General features: G+C 70.8%; 18 protein-coding genes and 1 pseudogene. 7 read left to right on the forward strand and 12 right to left on the reverse strand.

The features are described 5' to 3' along the window. Positions 1–8 precede the first annotated feature (8 nt). The 3 genes from ACWEJ6_RS13495 (at position 9) to ACWEJ6_RS13505 (ending at position 2,305) form a co-directional block, all read left to right on the forward strand. Positions 9–1,082, forward strand: a complete 1,074-nt coding sequence (locus ACWEJ6_RS13495; RefSeq protein ID WP_452423736.1) for a CapA family protein — start codon at positions 9–11, stop codon at positions 1,080–1,082. A gap of 41 nt (positions 1,083–1,123) precedes the next feature. Beyond that, positions 1,124–1,297: a hypothetical protein gene (locus tag ACWEJ6_RS13500; protein WP_452423738.1), complete on the forward strand. Its 174-nt coding sequence runs from the start codon at positions 1,124–1,126 to the stop codon at positions 1,295–1,297. A 417-nt stretch (positions 1,298–1,714) separates the two neighbouring features. After that, positions 1,715–2,305, forward strand: a complete 591-nt coding sequence (locus ACWEJ6_RS13505) for a TetR/AcrR family transcriptional regulator (RefSeq protein WP_387678343.1) — start codon at positions 1,715–1,717, stop codon at positions 2,303–2,305. Between the two features lie 190 nt (positions 2,306–2,495). Here ACWEJ6_RS13505 and ACWEJ6_RS13510 read toward each other — a convergent pair whose 3' ends face one another. Then, on the reverse strand, positions 2,496–2,789 hold the full coding sequence (locus ACWEJ6_RS13510; RefSeq protein WP_358290353.1) for a hypothetical protein: 294 nt from the start codon (positions 2,787–2,789) through the stop codon (positions 2,496–2,498). 173 nt (positions 2,790–2,962) lie between these two features. Here ACWEJ6_RS13510 and ACWEJ6_RS13515 point away from each other — a divergent pair, with 173 nt between their 5' ends. Beyond that, positions 2,963–3,493 carry a tetratricopeptide repeat protein gene (locus ACWEJ6_RS13515; RefSeq protein ID WP_352357346.1) on the forward strand — a complete coding sequence of 177 codons (531 nt, stop codon included), beginning with the start codon at positions 2,963–2,965 and terminating at the stop codon, positions 3,491–3,493. Between the two features lie 153 nt (positions 3,494–3,646). Here the strand turns inward: ACWEJ6_RS13515 and ACWEJ6_RS13520 are convergent, their stop codons facing one another. The 7 genes and pseudogenes from ACWEJ6_RS13520 to ACWEJ6_RS13550 form a co-directional block, all read right to left on the reverse strand. Next, complete coding sequence (locus ACWEJ6_RS13520; protein WP_452423741.1) at positions 3,647–4,300, reverse strand: hypothetical protein; 654 nt, start codon at positions 4,298–4,300, stop codon at positions 3,647–3,649. 218 nt (positions 4,301–4,518) lie between these two features. Continuing rightward, positions 4,519–7,089, reverse strand: a complete 2,571-nt coding sequence (gene clpB / locus ACWEJ6_RS13525) for an ATP-dependent chaperone ClpB (protein ID WP_352357342.1) — start codon at positions 7,087–7,089, stop codon at positions 4,519–4,521. A 30-nt stretch (positions 7,090–7,119) separates the two neighbouring features. Further along, positions 7,120–7,443: pseudogene (locus ACWEJ6_RS13530) on the reverse strand (heat shock protein transcriptional repressor HspR); the annotation flags it as partial. 3 nt (positions 7,444–7,446) lie between these two features. Then, entirely contained in the window at positions 7,447–8,628 is a 1,182-nt protein-coding gene (gene dnaJ / locus ACWEJ6_RS13535) for a molecular chaperone DnaJ (protein ID WP_387677989.1), read from the reverse strand. A 21-nt stretch (positions 8,629–8,649) separates the two neighbouring features. After that, on the reverse strand, positions 8,650–9,249 hold the full coding sequence (gene grpE, locus ACWEJ6_RS13540; RefSeq protein ID WP_387677992.1) for a nucleotide exchange factor GrpE: 600 nt from the start codon (positions 9,247–9,249) through the stop codon (positions 8,650–8,652). Then, positions 9,249–11,120, reverse strand: a complete 1,872-nt coding sequence (gene dnaK, locus ACWEJ6_RS13545; protein WP_364327391.1) for a molecular chaperone DnaK — start codon at positions 11,118–11,120, stop codon at positions 9,249–9,251. The genes grpE and dnaK overlap by 1 nt, the downstream gene beginning before the upstream one ends. A 238-nt stretch (positions 11,121–11,358) precedes the next feature. Beyond that, positions 11,359–11,802: a hypothetical protein gene (locus ACWEJ6_RS13550; protein WP_452423744.1), complete on the reverse strand. Its 444-nt coding sequence runs from the start codon at positions 11,800–11,802 to the stop codon at positions 11,359–11,361. Between the two features lie 81 nt (positions 11,803–11,883). Here ACWEJ6_RS13550 and ACWEJ6_RS13555 point away from each other — a divergent pair, with 81 nt between their 5' ends. Beyond that, positions 11,884–12,765: a proline dehydrogenase family protein gene (locus ACWEJ6_RS13555; protein WP_452423746.1), complete on the forward strand. Its 882-nt coding sequence runs from the start codon at positions 11,884–11,886 to the stop codon at positions 12,763–12,765. A 39-nt stretch (positions 12,766–12,804) separates the two neighbouring features. Beyond that, entirely contained in the window at positions 12,805–13,599 is a 795-nt protein-coding gene (gene proC / locus ACWEJ6_RS13560) for a pyrroline-5-carboxylate reductase (protein WP_352357328.1), read from the forward strand. A 34-nt stretch (positions 13,600–13,633) separates the two neighbouring features. Here proC and ACWEJ6_RS13565 read toward each other — a convergent pair whose 3' ends face one another. From ACWEJ6_RS13565 to ACWEJ6_RS13580, 4 genes are all read right to left on the reverse strand, one after another. Then, a complete protein-coding gene (locus ACWEJ6_RS13565; RefSeq protein WP_452423748.1) occupies positions 13,634–14,377 on the reverse strand; it encodes an ABC transporter permease in 744 nt (247 codons plus the stop codon). Further along, on the reverse strand, positions 14,374–15,264 hold the full coding sequence (locus tag ACWEJ6_RS13570; RefSeq protein WP_352325260.1) for an ABC transporter ATP-binding protein: 891 nt from the start codon (positions 15,262–15,264) through the stop codon (positions 14,374–14,376). Before ACWEJ6_RS13570 ends, ACWEJ6_RS13565 begins: the two co-directional genes overlap by 4 nt. 82 nt (positions 15,265–15,346) lie before the next feature. Beyond that, positions 15,347–16,006 carry a response regulator gene (locus ACWEJ6_RS13575; RefSeq protein ID WP_387678005.1) on the reverse strand — a complete coding sequence of 220 codons (660 nt, stop codon included), beginning with the start codon at positions 16,004–16,006 and terminating at the stop codon, positions 15,347–15,349. Further along, positions 16,003–17,052, reverse strand: coding sequence for a sensor histidine kinase (locus ACWEJ6_RS13580; RefSeq protein WP_452423751.1), 1,050 nt, complete (start codon positions 17,050–17,052; stop codon positions 16,003–16,005). The genes ACWEJ6_RS13575 and ACWEJ6_RS13580 overlap by 4 nt, the downstream gene beginning before the upstream one ends. A 205-nt stretch (positions 17,053–17,257) precedes the next feature. Between ACWEJ6_RS13580 and ACWEJ6_RS13585 the strand changes: the two genes are divergently transcribed. After that, positions 17,258–18,421 carry an acetoin utilization protein AcuC gene (locus ACWEJ6_RS13585; RefSeq protein WP_358290323.1) on the forward strand — a complete coding sequence of 388 codons (1,164 nt, stop codon included), beginning with the start codon at positions 17,258–17,260 and terminating at the stop codon, positions 18,419–18,421. Positions 18,422–18,473: the final 52 nt, after the last annotated feature.

Below are 18,473 nucleotides of genomic sequence, written 5' to 3' on the forward strand. Positions count from 1 at the left end.
GGCGGTAGATGAGACTCCCCCGTGTCCTACCGGTGCTGGTCGTCGCCGCCTCCCTCGCGGCATGTTCGTCGGCACCTGACAAAGAGCCGCAGAGCAAGCAGGTCGAGCAGCAGGCGGCCGAGTCGCCGAGCTCGAAGCCGAAGCCCGCGCGCCGGCCGTTCACCATCTCCTTCGGCGGCGACGTGCACTTCGAGGGCGTGCTGCGCGGCAGGCTCGCCAACCCGGGCACCGCCCTCGGGCCCATCGCGAACGTGCTGCGCAAGGCCGACCTGACGATGGTCAACCTGGAGACCGCCATCACCACGGCCGGGACGCCCGCGCCCGGCAAGCAGTTCACCTTCCGCGCGCCCTCGACCGCGTTCAACGCGCTCAAGGCGGCCGGGGTGGACGTCGCCTCCATGGCCAACAACCACGGCATGGACTACATGGAGAGCGGCCTGGCCGACTCGCTGGCGGCCATCAAGCGCAGCAAGTTCCCCGTCGTGGGCATCGGGGCGAACGCCGCGCAGGCCTACAAACCCTTCCGCAAGACAGTGAACGGCAACCGGGTGGCGATCATCGGCGCGACGCAGGTGCTCGACGCCGAGTTCATCCAGTCGTGGACGGCCACGGCCGACAAGGGCGGACTGGCCTCGGCCAAGGACGAGGCGAGCCTGCTGAAGGCGGTACGCCAGGCGCGCAAGAACTCCGACACCGTCATCGTGCACCTGCACTGGGGCACCGAGATGCAGAAGTGCCCCAACGAGGCCCAGCGCTCGCTCGCCCCCAAGCTGGTCGCGGCGGGCGCCGACGTCGTGGTCGGCGGGCACGCGCACATCCTGCTCGGCGCCGGATACCTGGACAACGCCTACGTCAGCTACGGCATGGGCAACTTCGTCTTCTACAACTCCACCCCGGGCACCACGGGCAGGACGGGCGTGCTGACGTTGACGATCAACGGCCGCAAGGTGCTCAAGGACCAGTGGACCCCGGCCACGATCCAGGGCGGCATCCCGATCCCGATGACGGGCACGGCCAGGACCCAGGCCGTGAGCGACTGGAAGGCGCTGCGCGCGTGCTCGGGGCTGGCCGCGCGGCCATGATCGATCTATCCTCTGGACAGTCCGTCCAATAGGAGGTCGCCATGCGGCAGGTCGAGTCCGGCGGGGTGCGGCCGGCGGTCTTCGAGGAGGGCGCCTCCACCGCGCCGCGCGACCGGCCGGCCTCCTTCACCAGCCTCGGCGGGCCGGGGCTGCGGCAGGCGTCCCACTTCATGCGGCGGCGCCGGCTCGGGCGGCGCAGATATCGCTCGAATTGAAGATTATTCGCGAAATATCGTCTCGCAATATAGTGTGCCGGGATTGTGTCGAACAATATGACGGTCCCCGTCGGGGAACGTTTATCGAACATATCATCGGCGGGGTTGTTATCCAGGGACTCGTCTCGCAGGAGCCGCGCCGGACCACCAGGCGTCCGCGCTGGGCCGCGGGCCGCGCGCCGGGCCGGATCCGGCGCGCCGACCAGTACGGAAATTCGGTTATGCCGGCCCGTGGATTTCGCCACGGGCGACCCGGCAGGCAGTCATCCGAGAAATCCCGCAAATGAGTAGGTAACGATCGTGCAGACGAGAGAAGATGAATCCGTGTCTTCGCCGCAAATGGATGATGACTGCGTCCACCCCAAAGCTCTCCGGCGGCAGCCGGCCCAACGCCGCAGCGCCCGGCGCGTCGAGCGCATGCTCGACGCCTGCGCCGAACTCCTCGACGAGACCGGCTACGAGGCCCTGTCCACCACCCGCATAGCCGAGCGGGCAGGCGTCGCGATCGGCTCGGTCTACCAGTTCTTCCCCGACAAGCGGGCCATCACCCAGGAGCTCACCCGGCGCAACGTCGAGCAGTTCGTGGCGCGGGTGGGGCTGCGGTTCATGGAGGAGGAGTACCGCGGCTGGTGGGAGGCCGTCGACGCGATCATCGACGAGTACGTCGACATGCACCGCACGGTCCCCGGCTTCCGGAGCCTGCACTTCGGCGACGTCGTCGACCTCAACCTGCTCGACTCCGACTCCGAGAACAACACGGTCATCGCGGGCAGGCTGCGCGGCCTGCTGCTCAAGGAGTTCGGCCTGGCCGACAGCGAGACGCTCGACCTGGCCGTGCTGGTCGCGGTCGAGGCCGGCGACGCGGTGCTCAAGCTGGCCTTCCGGCGCGACCCCGCCGGCGCGCCCGACATCATCGACGCCGCCAAGCACCTGATGCGGGGGTTCCTGTCGCGTCAGCTCAAGTCGTGGTCGCCGCACGTGCTGACCGAGGGCGAGGGGGGACGCTGACCGAGATCTGGGCATGACAGCGACGAGCGATCGTCACTGTCCGTCACGGGTCTTCCGGAGGTGAAGATGTACGATCTTCCGCCGTCCGCCTTCAAGCGCAGTGCCCCCTTCGATCCCCGCCACAGGCGTGGGCCGGTCCGCGTCGCGCTCGGGCTCGCCCGGGCCGTGCGGTCCGTGGTCGCCGGCCGGATCACCGGGCCGTACCGGCGATGACCGGCCGCCGGGCGCCGGGCGCGGCCCGCTGCCGCGCCTCGGGCACCTGCTGGATGCGCGGCGTCACCGGCGTACGCAGGCAGGGCAGGGGGAACGACACCGGCCGGACGTCCCGGGCCTGCCGGACGTCGAGCCTGGCCTGCAACGCGTGCAGGTTGCGTTCGGCCGTGCGGATCGCCTCCAGCCGGGCCGACAGATACCCGGCCACGCCGGGCCCGAGGGCCGAGAGAACGACGGCGCAAGCCAGCGTGAAGGTCATCTGCCTGGACATGCCCATTACAGCCCCCTCCGCCCGCGTACCGCAAAGCATGCCGTATATGCCCGCTGACCTGCACATACACGCGCAGCGTGACCAGCCTTGGACGAGACGTTGCCGAATTTGCATGTGACCGGCGATGCGCATTGACCGGGCAAACCGCCTGGCGGCTCGGTAGTCTCGCGGGTGTGGCGCATGTGACCCGAGAGCACCTTGATCGTCTGCTGGAGCAGGCCCTGCTGGCCGACGACCACAGTTCCTTGGCCAGTCGGCTTTACGACGTCGCGCTCGGTTATTCGTCCGGCGACGTCTCCAGGGCGTCCATCCTCGTCCTGGCCGCCGAGGAGTGGCGAGCGGCGGGACAGCCCGCACGCGCGATGGAGTGTTTCCAGCGCGCCGTGGAGGACGGCGGCGACGCGGGCTTCGACCCGCGCGCGGGCATCGCCGACACCCTCTTCGAGCTCGAACGGCCCGACGAGGCCCGGGAGCTGATCGAGACCATCCGCGCGGAGGGCGACGTCTCCACGGCGACGGCCCACACCATCGCGGAGACCCTGGTCGCCTACGGCGATCTGCGGGGCGGCCTCGAATGGGCCACCCAGGCCGTGCTGGGCTGCGAGGAGGGCGACCCCGAGCAGGTGGCGCTGCTGCGGACGCGATACCGGATCAGGGTCGACCTCGGCCTTCCGGAGGACGAGCTCGACGAGCTCGTCTCCTAGTCGCGGGGGCCGGCCGGCGGGCCCCCGCGCGGGGCCCGGCTTGTCGCGTGCCCGCGAAGCCGGGCCGGAGGGGCCGCGACAGTGCGCGGCCACGGCCCCTCCGGTTGAGGAAGCCGGGCGCGGCAGGCACGACCCGCGCCCGGACACATTGGCTCAGTGCAGGTCGAGACCGGGCAGCAGGCGGCTGAAGCCGTCGATCGCGGGATAGCCGCCGGGCAGCGTCGACGCGCCCTCGATGCTCTCCACGGCCCTGGGCAGCAGGTTCGAGATCAGATCGCCGCCGACCTCCCGCACCGGCTGCCGCGCCCGGCCCGGCGACTTCGCGGCGCGGGCCGAGGCGGGGGTGGTCGGCCTCTCGCCGAGCGTCATCTCGGCCGGCACCCGGGCCGCGACGGGCGTCTGCGGCAGCGCGGGGAGGGCGGGCAGCGCGGGCACCTGCAGCGTCGTGGCCAGATCACGCATCCCGCTGTTGCCGGAGGCCGCGGGGAACAGCGCGGGCGAGGTGCTGTTCAGCGAGGGCATGCCCCACGTCGCCCCGACGCCGCCGAGGTCGGCCAGCGGGCCCATGGCGGACCTGGCGGCCGCCAGACCCGTCAGGCCGAGCCGCCTGGCCATGTCACCGGCGGCCATGGCCAGCTTGCCGACCTCCTCGGTGACGACCCGGTGGCCGTTCGTCCTGCCCTCGTTGAGCTGGAGCTTGGCGTGGCCGTCGCAGTACGAGGCGACCGCCTCGGCAGGCGGCCGGCAGGTGTCGGCCACCGAAGGACCGGCGACCGGCCAGGTGACGGCCACGGTCAGAACGGCCACCGTGAGGATGCTTCGGATCTTACGAGATGACACCGCACGTCCCTCTGATCGGAATCGGTGATCTGACGAACGCCGAAGCTAGCCACGTGTTCGGCCGGTCGCGTGCGGCTTGTCCGAAGGGTGGCGGGAACCTTACCCCGCGGCGACGGGATATGACCCTGGCATGACATGCCGGAGCCCGGAGATCCGCGGGGATCTCCGGGCTCGACGGCACCGCCTCAGCCGCGCTGGATGAGCAGCTCGTCGTCGCCGAGCTCCACCCGGACCTTGTCGCCGTCGGCGATCTCGCCGGACAGCACGGCCTTGGCCAGCTTGTCGCCGATGGCCGACTGGACCAGGCGGCGCAGCGGACGGGCGCCGTACAGGGGGTCGTAGCCGGTCAGCGAGAGCCATTCGCGGGCGGCCGGGCTGACCTCCAGCGTCAGGCGGCGGTCGGCCAGCCGCTGGGCCAGGCGGTCGACCTGGAGGTCGACGATCTGGGCCAGCTCCTCGGAGCCGAGCGCGTCGAAGAGGATGACGTCGTCGAGCCGGTTGAGGAACTCCGGCTTGAACGAGCCGCGCACCGCCCCCATGACGGCCTCGCGCTTGGCGTCGTTCTCCAGCTTCGGATCGACCAGGAACTGCGAGCCGATGTTGGAGGTCAGGATCAGGATCGTGTTGCGGAAGTCGACCGTGCGGCCCTGGCCGTCGGTCAGCCGTCCGTCGTCGAGCACCTGGAGGAGGATGTCGAACACCTCCGGGTGCGCCTTCTCCACCTCGTCCAGCAGCACCACCGTGTACGGCCGCCGCCGGACGGCCTCGGTGAGCTGGCCGCCCTCCTCGTAGCCGACGTAGCCGGGAGGCGCGCCGACGAGCCTGGCCACGCTGTGCTTCTCGGAGTATTCGCTCATGTCGATGCGGGTCATCGCCCGCTCGTCGTCGAACAGGAACTCCGCCAGCGCCTTGGCCAGCTCGGTCTTGCCCACACCGGTGGGCCCGAGGAACAGGAACGAGCCCGTGGGACGGTCGGGGTCGGCGATGCCGGCCCGGCTGCGGCGCACGGCGTCGGAGACGGCCTGTACGGCCTGCTGCTGGCCGATGAGCCGCCGGCCCAGCTCCTCCTCCATCCGCAGCAGTTTGGCCGTCTCGGCCTCCAGCAGGCGGCCGGCGGGGATGCCCGTCCAGGAGGAGATGACCTCGGCGATGTCGTCGGCGCCGACCTCCTCCTTGACCATGGCGTTGTCCGGCGGCGCGGCGTCGGAGGCGGCCTGGAGGGCCTGCTCCAGCCGGGGCACCTCGGCGTACATGAGCCGGGAGGCGGCCTCGAAGTCGCCGTCGCGCTGGGCCCGCTCGGCGGCGCCCCTGGCCTCGTCGAGCTGCTTCTTCAGCTCGCCGACCTTGTTGAGCCCCGCCTTCTCGTGCTCCCAGCGGCCGACGAGGGCGTTGAGCTCCTCCTGGCGGTCGGCCAGCTCCTGGCGCAGGCGGTCGAGCCGCTGGACCGACGCCTCGTCGGTCTCCTTCGTCAGGGCCAGCTCCTCCATCTTCATGCGGTCGACGCTCCGCTGGAGCTGGTCGATCTCGACGGGACGGGAGTCGATCTCCATGCGCAGCCGCGAGGCGGCCTCGTCGACCAGGTCGATGGCCTTGTCGGGGAGGAAGCGGTTGGTGATGTAGCGGTCGGACAGGGCGGCGGCGGCGACCAGCGCGCCGTCGGCGATCTGCACCTGGTGGTGCGCCTCGTAGCGGCCCTTGAGCCCGCGCAGGATCGCGATCGTGTCCTCGACCGTGGGCTCGCCCACGTAGACCTGCTGGAAGCGGCGTTCCAGCGCGGGGTCCTTCTCGATGCGCTCGCGGTATTCGTCGAGCGTGGTCGCGCCGATCATGCGCAGCTCGCCGCGGGCCAGCATGGGCTTGAGCATGTTGCCGGCGTCCATGGCGCCCTCGGCGGCCCCCGCGCCGACGACGGTGTGCAGCTCGTCGATGAACGTCACGATCTGCCCGTTGCTCTCCTTGATCTCGGAGAGGACGGCCTTGAGACGCTCCTCGAACTCGCCGCGGTACTTCGCGCCGGCCACCATCGCGCCCAGGTCGAGCGAGATCAGCCGCTTGTTGCGCAGCGACTCGGGCACGTCGCCGGCCACGATGCGCTGGGCCAGGCCCTCGACGACGGCGGTCTTGCCGACGCCGGGCTCGCCGATCAGCACCGGGTTGTTCTTGGTGCGGCGGCTGAGCACCTGGACCACGCGGCGGATCTCCGAGTCGCGGCCGATCACCGGGTCGAGGCCGCCGCCGCGGGCCCGCTCGGTCAGGTCGACGCCGTACTTCTCCAGCGCCTGGTAGGTGTCCTCGGGCGTCTCGCTGGTGACGCGGGCGTGGCCGCGTACCTTCTCGAAGGCGTCGAGCAGCGCCTGCGGGGTCGCGCCCTGCGACTTGAGCAGCTCGGCCATCGGGCCGCCGTCGGCCGCCAGGCCGACGAGCAGGTGCTCGGTCGAGACATAGAGGTCTTCGAGGCGGTTGGCGTGCTGGGCGGCGGTGTTCATGACGGTGAGCAGCTGCCGCGAGCTCGACGGCGCGCCCACTGTCGCGCCCTGAGCCTTCGGCAGCGCCGCGAGCTGCTCCTCGACGCGCGCCCGCAGCGTGCGCCAGTCGGCGCCGACCGCTTCGAGCAGCGGCACGGCCGTGCCGCCCGTCTGGGAGAGCAGCGTGGAGAGCAGATGGGCCGGAGAGATCTCCGGGTTGCCCTCGGCGGCGGCTCGCCGCATGGCACCCGAGAGAGCTTCCTGGCTCTTCTGGGTGAGCTTGTAGTCCATAACCTAGGCCCCCGGTGGCAGCTCGTAGCGGATCAGCGCCCGGACCATCCGCATCTCGGCGCGCAGGCGGTGAACCTCCTCACGCAGCCGCAGAGCTTCGTTCTCGAGCTCGAGAATCCGCTTGATGCCCGCGAGGTTGATGCCCTCCTCCTGGGAGAGCCGCTGGACCTCGCGGAGCTGGATGATGTCTCTTGTGGAGTAGAGGCGGCCGCGCCCGGCGGTGCGGCCCGGGCTGACCAGGCCGAGCCGGTCGTACTGGCGCAGCGTCTGCGGATGGAGCCCGGAGAGCTGCGCGGCCACCGAAATCACATAAACAGGCGTGTCGTCGGACAGGTCGAAATAGTTGGCGTCCATCGGCTACTCGCTTCTGGCTCGCTGAATGAGATCGGCGCGCGGGTCGTCGCCCGCGGTCGCGGTGTTGAACTCGTTGAGGAGCTCGCGCGACTTGTCGTCGAGCGTCTTCGGCACGAGCACCTCGACGCTGGCGAGCAGGTCACCCTTGGTGCCGTCCTTGCGGGTGACGCCCCTGCCCCGCACGCGGAACGTGCGGCCGTTGGGCGTGCCCGCCGGGACGCGCAGGGTCACCGGCATGCCCTTGAGGGTCGGCACCTTGATCTCGGCGCCCAGCGCGGCCTCCGAGAACGTCACGGGAACCGTGATCGTGAGGTTGTCGCCCGTCCGGCCGAACACGTGGTGCGGCTTGACGTGCGTCAGGATGTAGAGGTCGCCGGCCGGGCCGCCGTTCTCGCCCGGCGCGCCCTTGCCCTTGAGCTTGACCCGCTGCCCGTCGGCCACGCCGGCGGGGATCCTGGCCTGGATCGTGCGGGTGCTCTTGGCCCGGCCGTTGCCCTCGCACACGGGGCAGGGGTCGTCCACGAGCAGCCCGCGGCCCTTGCAGTCGCGGCAGGGCTCGGAGAAGGCGAAGTTGCCCAGGTTGCGGCTGGCCGCGCCGGTGCCCTCGCAGGTGGGACAGACCCGGGGGGTCGTGCCCGCCTTGGCGCCGGTGCCGCTGCACGCGGTGCAGGCGGCCGAGCTGGTCAGCCTGAGCGAGACCGTGGTGCCCTCGACGGCCTCGGTGAACGAGAGCGTGACCTCGGACTCGACGTCCTGGCCGCGGCGCGGTCTGGTCGCGCTCGTCGTGCGGGTGGAGCCCCCCGCCCCACCGCGGTTGAACAGCCCGCCGAACAGGTCGCCGAGCCGCTCACCGGCGCCCCCGCCCTGCTGGCCGGCGGTGCCGCCGAACAGGTCGCCGAAGTCGAACGGGAAACCGCCACCGCCGGGGCGCTGTCCGCCCACCCCGGACCCGAACAGCGTGCGCGCCTCGTCGTACTCCTTGCGGCGCTTGCTGTCGGACAGGATGTCGTACGCCTCCGAGACCTCCTTGAACTTGGTCTCCTTGGCGGCGTCGCCCTGGTTGGTGTCCGGGTGGTACTGCCTGGCCAGCTTCCGGTACGCCTTCTTGATCTCGTCGGCGGTGGCGGTCTTGGGCACACCAAGGACGGCGTAGTAGTCCTTTTCCAGGTAGTCCTTGGTGCTCATCTACGGCCCTTCGTCCTTTTGTCAGTTTGCTTCGTCGTCATTGGACGCGGGAGGAGCGTCCTCGGGCTCGGCCACCGCCACCCGCGCCGGGCGCAGCACCCGCTCACCCATCCGGTAGCCGGGCTGCAGCACCTCGATCGCGGTGGGCTCGGTCACGTCGGGCGAGTAGCTGTGCATCAGCGCCTCGTGGACCGTCGGGTCGAACGGGTCGCCCTTCTGGCCGAAGGCGCTGAGGCCCAGCTTGGTGAGCACCGACTCCAGCGACTCCGCCACCTTCGCGAAGCCGCCGGTCAGCTCGCCGTGGTCACGGGCCCGTCCGATGTCGTCGAGCACGGGGAGCAGCTCGGTCAGCGCGCCGGCGACGGCCTGCTCGCGGACCGCCACCCTGTCGCGCTCGACCCTTCTGCGGTAGTTCGTGTACTCCGCCTGGAGGCGCTGGAGGTCGGCGGTCCGCTCGGCGAGCTGGGCCGCCAGCTCACCGTCGTGGGCCGCCGCCGGCGCCTGCTCGGCGGGCGCCTCGGGCTGCTCGCCCGAGGTCTCCCGAACCTCGCCCGTCTCCGGGTCGATCTTGCGCTTGTCGCGGATCACCGGCTCCTCGTGCCCGTTGTCGCGCGCCGGCATCACTGGTCCTTCTTCGGCTGGTCTTCGTCGACGATCTCGGCCTCGACCACGTCGTCGTCGGCCTTGGCGCCCTGACCGGCCGAGGCGTCCTGCGGAGCGCCCTCGGGGCCGGCCTGCTGGCCCTGGCTGGCGGCGTAGATGGCCGAGCCCATCTTCTGGCTGACCGTGGCGAGCTTCTCCGCGGAGGTGCGGATGACGTCGGTGTCGGTGCCCTCAAGAGCCTTCTTCAGCTCCGCCAGGGCGTCGTTGACCTCGGTCTTGATGTCGCCGGGGACCTTGTCGTCGTTCTCGCGGAGGAACTTCTCCGTCTGGTAGGCCAGACCGTCCGCGTTGTTGCGGACCTCGGCCTCCTCGCGGCGCTTCTTGTCCTCCTCGGCGTACGACTCGGCCTCGCGCATCATGCGCTCGATGTCGTCCTTCGGCAGCGCGGAGCCGCCGGTGATGGTCATCGTCTGCTCCTTGCCCGTGCCCAGGTCCTTGGCGGAGACGTTGACGATGCCGTTGGCGTCGATGTCGAAGGTGACCTCGATCTGCGGGATGCCGCGCGGCGCCGGGGCGATGCCGGTCAGCTCGAAGGTGGCCAGCTTCTTGTTGTACGAGGCGATCTCGCGCTCGCCCTGGTAGACCTGGATCTGCACCGACGGCTGGTTGTCCTCGGCCGTGGTGAAGACCTCCGAGCGCTTGGTCGGGATCGTCGTGTTGCGCTCGATGATCTTGGTGAAGATGCCGCCCTTGGTCTCGATGCCCAGCGACAGCGGGGTCACGTCGAGCAGGAGGACGTCCTTGACCTCACCCTTGAGCACGCCGGCCTGGAGAGCGGCGCCGATGGCGACGACCTCGTCGGGGTTGACGCCCTTGTTGGGCTCCTTGCCGCCGGTCAGCTCGCGGACGAGCTCGGTGACGGCGGGCATGCGGGTCGAGCCGCCGACGAGCACCACGTGCGCGATGTCGGAGACCTTGATGCCGGCGTCCTTGATGACCTGGTGGAACGGACCCTTGGTGCGCTCGAGCAGGTCGGCCGTCAGGCGCTGGAACTCGGCCCTGGTCAGCTTCTCGTCGAGGTGCAGCGGGCCCTCGGAGGAGGCGGTGATGTAGGGCAGGTTGATGTTGGTCTCGGCCTGGCTGGACAGCTCGATCTTGGCCTTCTCCGCGGCCTCACGCAGGCGCTGGAGGGCCATCTTGTCCTTGGCGAGGTCGACGCCGTGGGCGTTCTGGAAGCGCTTGACCAGCTCGTCGACGACGCGCTGGTCCCAGTCGTCGCCACCGAGGTGGTTGTCGCCGGAGGTGGCCTTGACCTCGACGAAGCCGTGGCCGTCCTCCTGGCCGACGTCGAGCAGCGAGACGTCGAAGGTGCCGCCGCCGAGGTCGAAGACCAGGATCGTCTGGTCCTGCTCCTTGTCGAGCCCGTAGGCGAGGGCCGCGGCGGTCGGCTCGTTGATGATGCGCAGAACGTTGAGGCCCGCGACCGTGCCGGCCTCCTTGGTGGCCTGGCGCTGGGCGTCGTTGAAGTAGGCCGGGACGGTGACCACCGCGTCGGTGATCTTCTCGCCCAGGTACGCCTCGGCGTCCTGCTTCAGCTTCTGCAGCACGAAGGCGCTGATCTGCTGCGGGGAGAACTTCTTGCCGTCGATCTCCTGGGACCAGTTGGTGCCCATCTCGCGCTTGACCGAGCGGATCGTCCGGTCAACGTTGGTGACGGCCTGCCGCTTGGCGACCTCGCCCACCAGGACCTCGCCGTTCTTCGCGAAGGCGACCACGGACGGCGTGGTCCGCGAGCCCTGCGCGTTGGCGATGACGGTGGGCTCACCGCCCTCGAGGATCGAGACGACGGAGTTGGTCGTCCCAAGGTCGATACCTACCGCACGTGCCATGAGTACGTCCTTGTAGTCAAAGTTGAGTCGGTTGGACTCAAGCTACGGATTCGTGTCGTCTTTGTCAAACGACTTGAGCCTACCCGACTCAACCCCGATGAGCGCGTCGGCATTCCCACGAACTGGGGTGATTCCACACATCAGGCGTAACGGGGGCGGACGCCCGGCGGTTCCACCGGCATGAGGAAGCCGCCCACCTCGCGGTCATGAGGAGGGCGGCCGAGGGGGACGTCTGGCGTTAGGGCTTCGCGCCGTCCACGAGCTTGCGCTTGCCGAGGGCGTGCTTGAGCTTGACGGTCGTGGTCTTCTCCACAGCCAGCATGATGCAGGACACGTCCTTGGCCTTGGGGGACGTGCCCTCGTACAGGGTGATGGTGACCTTCTTGGCGGTCTCCTTGACCTTGACCTTGTCCAGCACGGTGCACGGCTCCACGCCCGACCACCAGGTGAGCCTGACCTGCTTGCCGCGTGAGACGGCCGTGGCCTTGGTCCAGCGGACCTTGTGCACGTTGATGGCGTCGCCGGTGGGCTTGACCGGCTCGGGGGCCTTGCTGGGGGCGGTGGTGACCGGTGTCACGACGTGCTCGGCGGGCGTCTGCGGCAGCGGACGGGCGGCCGGCGGCGATGTGGCACAACCCGTCGCGAGCACCAGAGAACCGGCGAGAAGAGTCGCTGTCGTCATTGTGCGCATATCCATAAGACGAAAAGGGCAGGTCCGCGGTTCAGCGATATACCCGGGAAGTGGGCGGTTAGTGTGGGTCACGTGCTCCGTCAGGCAATGCTCGCCGTCTCCAAGAGCGAACGCGCCGAACGCGTCATCACCACATCGCCGCTGACCAGGGACGTGGTCAAGCGATACGTCGCCGACGACGTCGGCGAGGTCATCCGCGGGTTGTCCCACGAGGGCCTGCTGGTGACCGTCGACCACCTGGGCGAAGAGGTGACCGACAGGAGACAGGCCGAGGCGGCGGTGCGCGAGTACCTGTCGCTGCTCGACCGGCTGCCGCCGGGCGGCGACGCCTCGGTCAAGCTGACCGCGCTCGGGCTGCGGCTGTCGGAGCAGGTCGCGCTCGACAACGCGGCCACCATCTGCGAGGCGGCGGCCGCCCGCGGCATCACGGTCACGCTCGACGCCGAGGAGCACGACACGATCGGCGGCCTGCACTTCGTGCACGCCACCCTGCGCAAGGAGCACCCCGACGTCGGGATCGTGGTCCAGGCGTACCTGCCCGACGCGCTCGAACGCTGCGAGAAGCTGGCCGGCGCCCGCGTACGGCTCTGCAAGGGCGCCTACACGGCCCCCGGCGCCTACAGCAGGCCGGCCGACGTCGACCGCTCGTTCGTCCGCTGCCTCAAGATCCTCATGGCGGGCACCGGCTACCCCATGATCGCCACGCACGACCCCAGGATGATCCAGATCGCCTCCACCCTGGCCGTGCTCGACGGCCGCGACGTCAACGGCTTCGAGTACCAGATGTTGTACGGCGTGCGCCCCGGCGAGCAGCGCCGTCTGGCCGGGCTGGGCGGCCAGGTGCGCGTGTACGTCCCGTACGGCGCATACTGGTACGCCTACCTCATGCGCCGCCTGGCCGAACGCCCCCGCAACCTGGCGTTCTTCCTCAGATCGCTGCTGTCGCGGGGCTAGTAGGCTGGGCCGGCGTCCGTTCCCCTTCGAGAGGTCGAGATGATCGCGATTCTGGGCACCGGCAAGATGGGCGAGGCCCTGCTGTCCGGGCTGCTGCGCGCCGGGTTCAAGCCGGGCGACATCATGGCGACCAGCCGCCGTCCGGAGCGGGCGCAGGCGCTGCGCGAGACGTACGGCGTGCGCACGGTCGACAACGCCGAGGCGGCCAAGTCGGCCGACACCCTGATCCTGGCCGTCAAGCCCCAGGACATGGCGACCCTGCTGGCGGAGATCGCCCCCTACGTCCCGGCCGACCGCCTGGTCATCACGGCGGCGGCCGGCATCACCACCGCGTTCGTCGAGCAGCGACTCGGCGTCGAGGTGCCGGTGGTCCGGGTCATGTCCAACACGCCGATCAAGTTCGACGAGGCGATGAGCGTGATCTCGGCGGGCGCGCACGCCGGCGAGGAGCACCTCAAGCTCACCGAGGGCCTGCTCAAGCCGGTCGGCAAGGTGCTGCGCATCCCCGAGTCCCAGCAGGACGCCGCGACCGCGCTGTCCGGCAGCGGCCCCGCCTACTTCTTCTACCTGGTCGAGGCCATGGTCGACGCGGGCATCCTGCTCGGCATGCCGCGGGCCGCCGCGCTCGACATGGTCACCCAGTCGATCGTCGGCGCGGCCGTGATGCTGCGCGACTCCGGTGAGCACCCGGTGATCCTGCGGGAGGCCGTCACCTCGCCGGGCGGCACCACGATCGCGGCCATCGCCGAGCTGGAGCGCCACAGCGTGCGCGCCGCCTTCCTGGCCGCCATCGAGGCCGCCCGCGACCGGGGGCGCCAGCTCGCCTCGGGCTGACCGGCGGCGGGGGAGCCCGGCCGCTGGGTGCGGCTCAGGCGTCCCGCCGCTGCAGGAGCACGGCCCCCGCGGCCACCGCGACGGCGACCCACAGCGCGTAGACGCCGAGCCCGCTCCACGGCCCCAGCGGGTTCCCGGGCTGGTCCAGCACGATCTCCATGCCGGCGTTGGTGGTGAAGTGGTCGGAGACGGCCTTGCCCCACTCGCCGGGCAGCGCGCTGGTGAGCTGCGGCAGCACCATCATCAGCGCGATGGCCGAGACGATCGCGCCCGGCGTGTGCCGGATCACCGTGCCGAGCCCCAGCCCGAACAGGCCGCAGGCGGTGAGGTAGAGCCCGGCCCCGAACACCGACTGCGCCGCGGTGCCCACGTCGACCGAGTCCGGCCGGAGGATCGCCACGCCGACGGCCACCGCGGCGGCCGCCGCGACCGTGGAGACGACCAGCGCCGTCACGGTGAACACCACGATCTTGCCGGTGAGCAGCTTCAGCCGCCGCGGCACGGCCAGCAGCGACGTGCGGATGCCGCCGGTCCGGTACTCGCTGGAGATCACCAGCACGCCCAGCGTGGCCATGGACAGCGCGGCGAACATGATGCCGGTCAGGCTCGTCATGACGGCCTGGTCACCGGTGATGGCCTGCCCGTCGGCCGTGGCCCTGGACGCGACCGACAGCAGCCCGCCCAGGCCGATCAGGAGCACGGCGGTGACGGCGAGCGTCCACACCGTCGAACGCACCGAACGGATCTTGGTCCATTCGGACCTCAGGATGTCGGTCATGACGAGTACTCCACACTGTCCTTGGTGAGCTCCATGTACGCCGCTTCGAGCGAGGGCTGCACGAACGTCAGCTCCTCCAGGGGGATCCCGGCCCGAGCGGTCAGGGTGCCGATCTCCAGCGTGCTCATCGCGGTGACGCGCAGGTGGTCGGGGTAGAGATCGCCCACCTTGACCAGGTCGGCGACCTCGGCCAGGCGCGGGGAGCGCACCCGTACGTAGCCCTGCGAGCTGCGCCCGATGAACTCCTGCACGCTCGTGTCGGCGATCAGCCGGCCCCGGCCGATGACGATCAGGTGGTCGGCCGTCTGGGCCATCTCGCTCATGAGGTGGCTGGAGACGAACACCGTCCGCCCTTCGGCGGCCAGCTTGCGCATGAACGTGCGGATCCACAGGATGCCCTCGGGGTCGAGCCCGTTGACCGGCTCGTCGAAGAGCAGGATCTCGGGGTCGCCGAGCAGCGCGGCCGCGATGCCGAGGCGCTGCGACATGCCGAGCGAGAACCCGCCGATCCGCCGCCGCGCCACCTCGCGCAGGCCGACGGCCTCCAGCACCTCGTTCACCCGGCCCGCCGGGATGCCGTTGCTCTGGGCGATGGCCAGCAGGTGGTTGCGGGCGCTGCGGCCGCCGTGCACGGCCTTGGCGTCCAGCAGCGCGCCCACCTTGCGCAGCGGGTGCCGATGCTCCTGGTACGGCCGCCCGTCCACCAGCACGGACCCGCTCGACGGCCGGTCGAGGCCGAGGATCATCCGCATGGTCGTGGACTTGCCGGCGCCGTTGGGCCCGAGGAACCCGGTCACCTGGCCGGGCTCGACGTCGAACGACAGGTCCGCGACGGCATGGGTGGCGCCGTAGCGTTTGCTCAGATTGGTTGCGCGAATCGCCGTCATGCCACCAAGCGTGCCGCCCGGGGCCTGCCGTTCTCTTCGGCCGTGAGGACGTTCTTGCCGGGCGCGGCCTGGGAGCCTGGTCCTAGTCTCCAGGTTTGATCAGCGCCGCCTCGTACGCGACGATCACGGCCTGCGCCCGGTCCCTGACCCCGATCTTGGCGAACAGGCTGGTCACGTGGTTCTTGACGGTCGAGGGGGAGACGGCCAGCTGCCCGGCGATCTCGGTGTTCGACCGGCCCCTGGCGATCAGCACGAGGATCTCCCGCTCGCGCTCGGTCAGCGCGTCCAGCACGGGCGGCGCGGGCGCGGCCGGCGGCCTCGACGCGCGCACGAACGTGCCGATCAGCCGGGTCAGCAGCCGCGGCGCGACCGCCGACTCGCCCCGGTGCACCACGCGCACGCCCTCGATCAGCTCCTCGGGGGAGACGTCCTTGGGCAGGAAGCCGTCGGCGCCCGCCCGCAGCGCCGCGAGCACGTTCTCGTCCAGGTCGAAGGTGCTCAGCGCGAGCACCCGCACGCCCGGCAGCTCCGAGGTGATCAGCTCGGTGGCCCGCACGCCGTCGAGCCCCGGCATGTGCAGGTCCATCAGCACCACGTCGGGACGCAGCCGCCGGCTCAGCTCGACGGCCCGCTCGCCGTCGCCGGCCTCGCCCACCACGGACAGGTCGGGCTGCGCGTCGAGCATCAGCCGGAACCCCTTGCGGACCAGCTCGTGGTCGTCGACCAGCAGCACCGTGATCATGTTGCCTCCAAGGGGATGCGGGCGTGCACCCGGAATCCTCCCCCGGGACGCGGGCCGGTCGAAAGCTGGCCGCCGCACAACGCGACCCGCTCGGCCATGCCGCCCAGCCCGAACCCCGGCGCGCCGCCCTGCTGCGGCACGCCGTCGTCGAGCACCTCGACCTCCACCGCCTCGGACCCGTAGGCCAGGCGCACGCTGGCCCTGGCGCCGGCCGCGTGCTTGCGGGTGTTGGTCAGCGCCTCCTGCACGATCCGGTAGACGGCGTGGTCCACGGCCGAGGGCAGCGTCACCGGCTCGCCCGTGACGGTCAGGCTGGCGGGCAGCCCGGCGCTCCTGGCCTCGCCGATGAGCGCGGGCAGGCGGTCGGCCCCCACGCCGGTCGCGGCGTCCGGGCCGTCGTTGCCGTCGGCCCGCAGCACGTGCAGCAGCCGGCGCATCTCCGACATCGCCTGGCGAGCGGTCTGCTGGGCGCTCTCCAGCGCCTCGCGGGTGACCTCCTGCTCGGGCGCGAGCGTCGCCCGCGCGCCGCCGACCAGGGCGTTGATCACCGTGATGTGGTGCGCGACGACGTCGTGCAGCTCCCTGGCGATCCGCCGCCGCTCGGCCTGTACGGCGGCGTCGGCGGCCTCCAGCCTGCTGCGCTCGTTCAGCTCGGCCCTGGCCTTGACCAGCGCGCCGATGCCGGCCGGGATCGCGACGACGAAGGCGCCGGCCAGGAACTGCCCGAGGCCCGGCCCCTTGATCTCCATCACCGTGCCGTAGACCACGATCCCCACGACCGTCATGACCAGCGACGGACGGCCGGAGGAGTGACGCACCAGGCTGTAGAAGGCGATGCCCTCCGGGATGGTCGCCGACGTCACGAGTCCGGCCGCGATGCCGACCACGTCGAACGCCGTGACGGCCCCGGCCACCAGCACCGGCCTGCTCCGGCGGACCAGCAGCAGCACGCTGGTCAGCAGGAAGTGCGCCGACCCCAGAGCCCCGTCGGCCCCCGTCTGGACGGACGACACGATCACCCCGAGGCCCGCGAACAGGGCGAGCACGACCACGATCGTGGTGTCGAAAACCCGGGGACGTCGGAAGAAATGGAAGATTCTGCGGAAAGGTCGCGCCCAGCGCACCATAAAACACTAAGTCACGAAATTCCTGATGCGACCGAGGCCGTCCCCGACGATCACCCGGGCTACAACCGGAACAGGGCGCTGCGGTAACGTCGGCGCAAGGTGAGGGACGCGCGGAGGGCGGGGCATGAGCCGAACGGCACGAGTCATCTGGGACGACGCTCTCACCTCCTACAACTTCGGTCCGAGCCACCCGCTGGCGCCCATCAGGGTCGAGCTGACGATCGCTCTCGCCCGCGCGCTCGGCGTCCTCGACAAGGTCGAGATGGCCGGTTGCGCGCCCGCCGGCGACGACGAGCTGGCCATGGTGCACGACCGCGGCTACATCGAGGCGGTCAAGGGCGTCTCCGTGGCCGGCGTGCCCGACCTGCGGGCGGGGCTCGGCACCACCGACAATCCGGCCTTCAAGGGCGTGCACGAGGCGTCCGCGCTGATCGCGGGGGCGTCCCTGGCGGCGGCGCGCGCGGTATGGGAGGGCGCGGCCGAGCACGCGGTCAACGTCGCGGGCGGGCTCCACCACGCGATGCCGGCCGCGGCCAGCGGCTTCTGCGTCTACAACGACCCGGCCCTGGCCATCGCCTGGCTGCTGGAGCAGGGGGCCACGCGAGTGGCCTACGTCGACGTCGACGTGCACCACGGCGACGGCGTGCAGGCCGTCTTCTACGACGACCCCCGGGTGCTGACGATCAGCCTGCACGAGAGCCCGCGCACGCTGTTCCCGGGCACCGGCTTCCCGCACGAGACCGGCGCGGAGGGCACGGCCGTCAACGTGGCGCTCCCGGCCGGCTGCGGCGACTCCGGCTGGCTGCGCGCCTTCCACGCGGTCGTGCCGCCGCTGCTGCGCGAGTTCGGCCCGGAGATCCTGGTCACCCAGCACGGCTGCGACAGCCACGCGCTCGACCCCCTCGCCAACCTCATGCTCAGCATCGACGGCCAGCGCGCGGCCTACGCGGCCCTGCACGACCTGGCGCACGAGACGGCGGGCGGCCGGTGGATCGCGGTGGGCGGCGGCGGTTACGAGCTCGTCCAGGTCGTGCCGCGCATCTGGACGCACCTCATCGCCGAGGCCGCCGGGCATCCCGTCGATCCGGCCACGCCCACCCCCGACGCCTGGCGCCAGTACGTCAGAGAGCGCACCGGCGAGGCGCCCCCGCTGACCATGACCGACGGACGTAACCCGGAATTTCGCGACATCTCCGGCGGTTATGACCCAGCGGACCCCATCGACCGTGCGGTCATGGCGACCCGGCAGGCGGTGTTCCCTCTGCACGGCCTCGACCCGATGCCCTGACGACCGCCCCGACGACGCTCGACGTCCTCGATGCCCCTGATGAGGAAGACCT

This window comes from Nonomuraea sp. NPDC004702, assembly GCF_053601695.1.

Coding starts and splice junctions, on each gene's coding strand:
- ACWEJ6_RS13495 (WP_452423736.1), top strand. CDS start 9: ATGAGACTCCCCCGTGTCCTACCGGTGCTGGTCGTCGCCGCCTCCCTC.
- ACWEJ6_RS13500 (WP_452423738.1), top strand. CDS start 1,124: ATGCGGCAGGTCGAGTCCGGCGGGGTGCGGCCGGCGGTCTTCGAGGAG.
- ACWEJ6_RS13505 (WP_387678343.1), top strand. CDS start 1,715: ATGCTCGACGCCTGCGCCGAACTCCTCGACGAGACCGGCTACGAGGCC.
- ACWEJ6_RS13510 (WP_358290353.1), bottom strand. CDS start 2,789: ATGTCCAGGCAGATGACCTTCACGCTGGCTTGCGCCGTCGTTCTCTCG.
- clpB (WP_352357342.1), bottom strand. CDS start 7,089: ATGGACTACAAGCTCACCCAGAAGAGCCAGGAAGCTCTCTCGGGTGCC.
- dnaJ (WP_387677989.1), bottom strand. CDS start 8,628: ATGAGCACCAAGGACTACCTGGAAAAGGACTACTACGCCGTCCTTGGT.
- grpE (WP_387677992.1), bottom strand. CDS start 9,249: ATGCCGGCGCGCGACAACGGGCACGAGGAGCCGGTGATCCGCGACAAG.
- dnaK (WP_364327391.1), bottom strand. CDS start 11,120: ATGGCACGTGCGGTAGGTATCGACCTTGGGACGACCAACTCCGTCGTC.
- ACWEJ6_RS13550 (WP_452423744.1), bottom strand. CDS start 11,802: ATGACGACAGCGACTCTTCTCGCCGGTTCTCTGGTGCTCGCGACGGGT.
- proC (WP_352357328.1), top strand. CDS start 12,805: ATGATCGCGATTCTGGGCACCGGCAAGATGGGCGAGGCCCTGCTGTCC.
- ACWEJ6_RS13565 (WP_452423748.1), bottom strand. CDS start 14,377: ATGACCGACATCCTGAGGTCCGAATGGACCAAGATCCGTTCGGTGCGT.
- ACWEJ6_RS13570 (WP_352325260.1), bottom strand. CDS start 15,264: ATGACGGCGATTCGCGCAACCAATCTGAGCAAACGCTACGGCGCCACC.
- ACWEJ6_RS13575 (WP_387678005.1), bottom strand. CDS start 16,006: ATGATCACGGTGCTGCTGGTCGACGACCACGAGCTGGTCCGCAAGGGG.
- ACWEJ6_RS13585 (WP_358290323.1), top strand. CDS start 17,258: ATGAGCCGAACGGCACGAGTCATCTGGGACGACGCTCTCACCTCCTAC.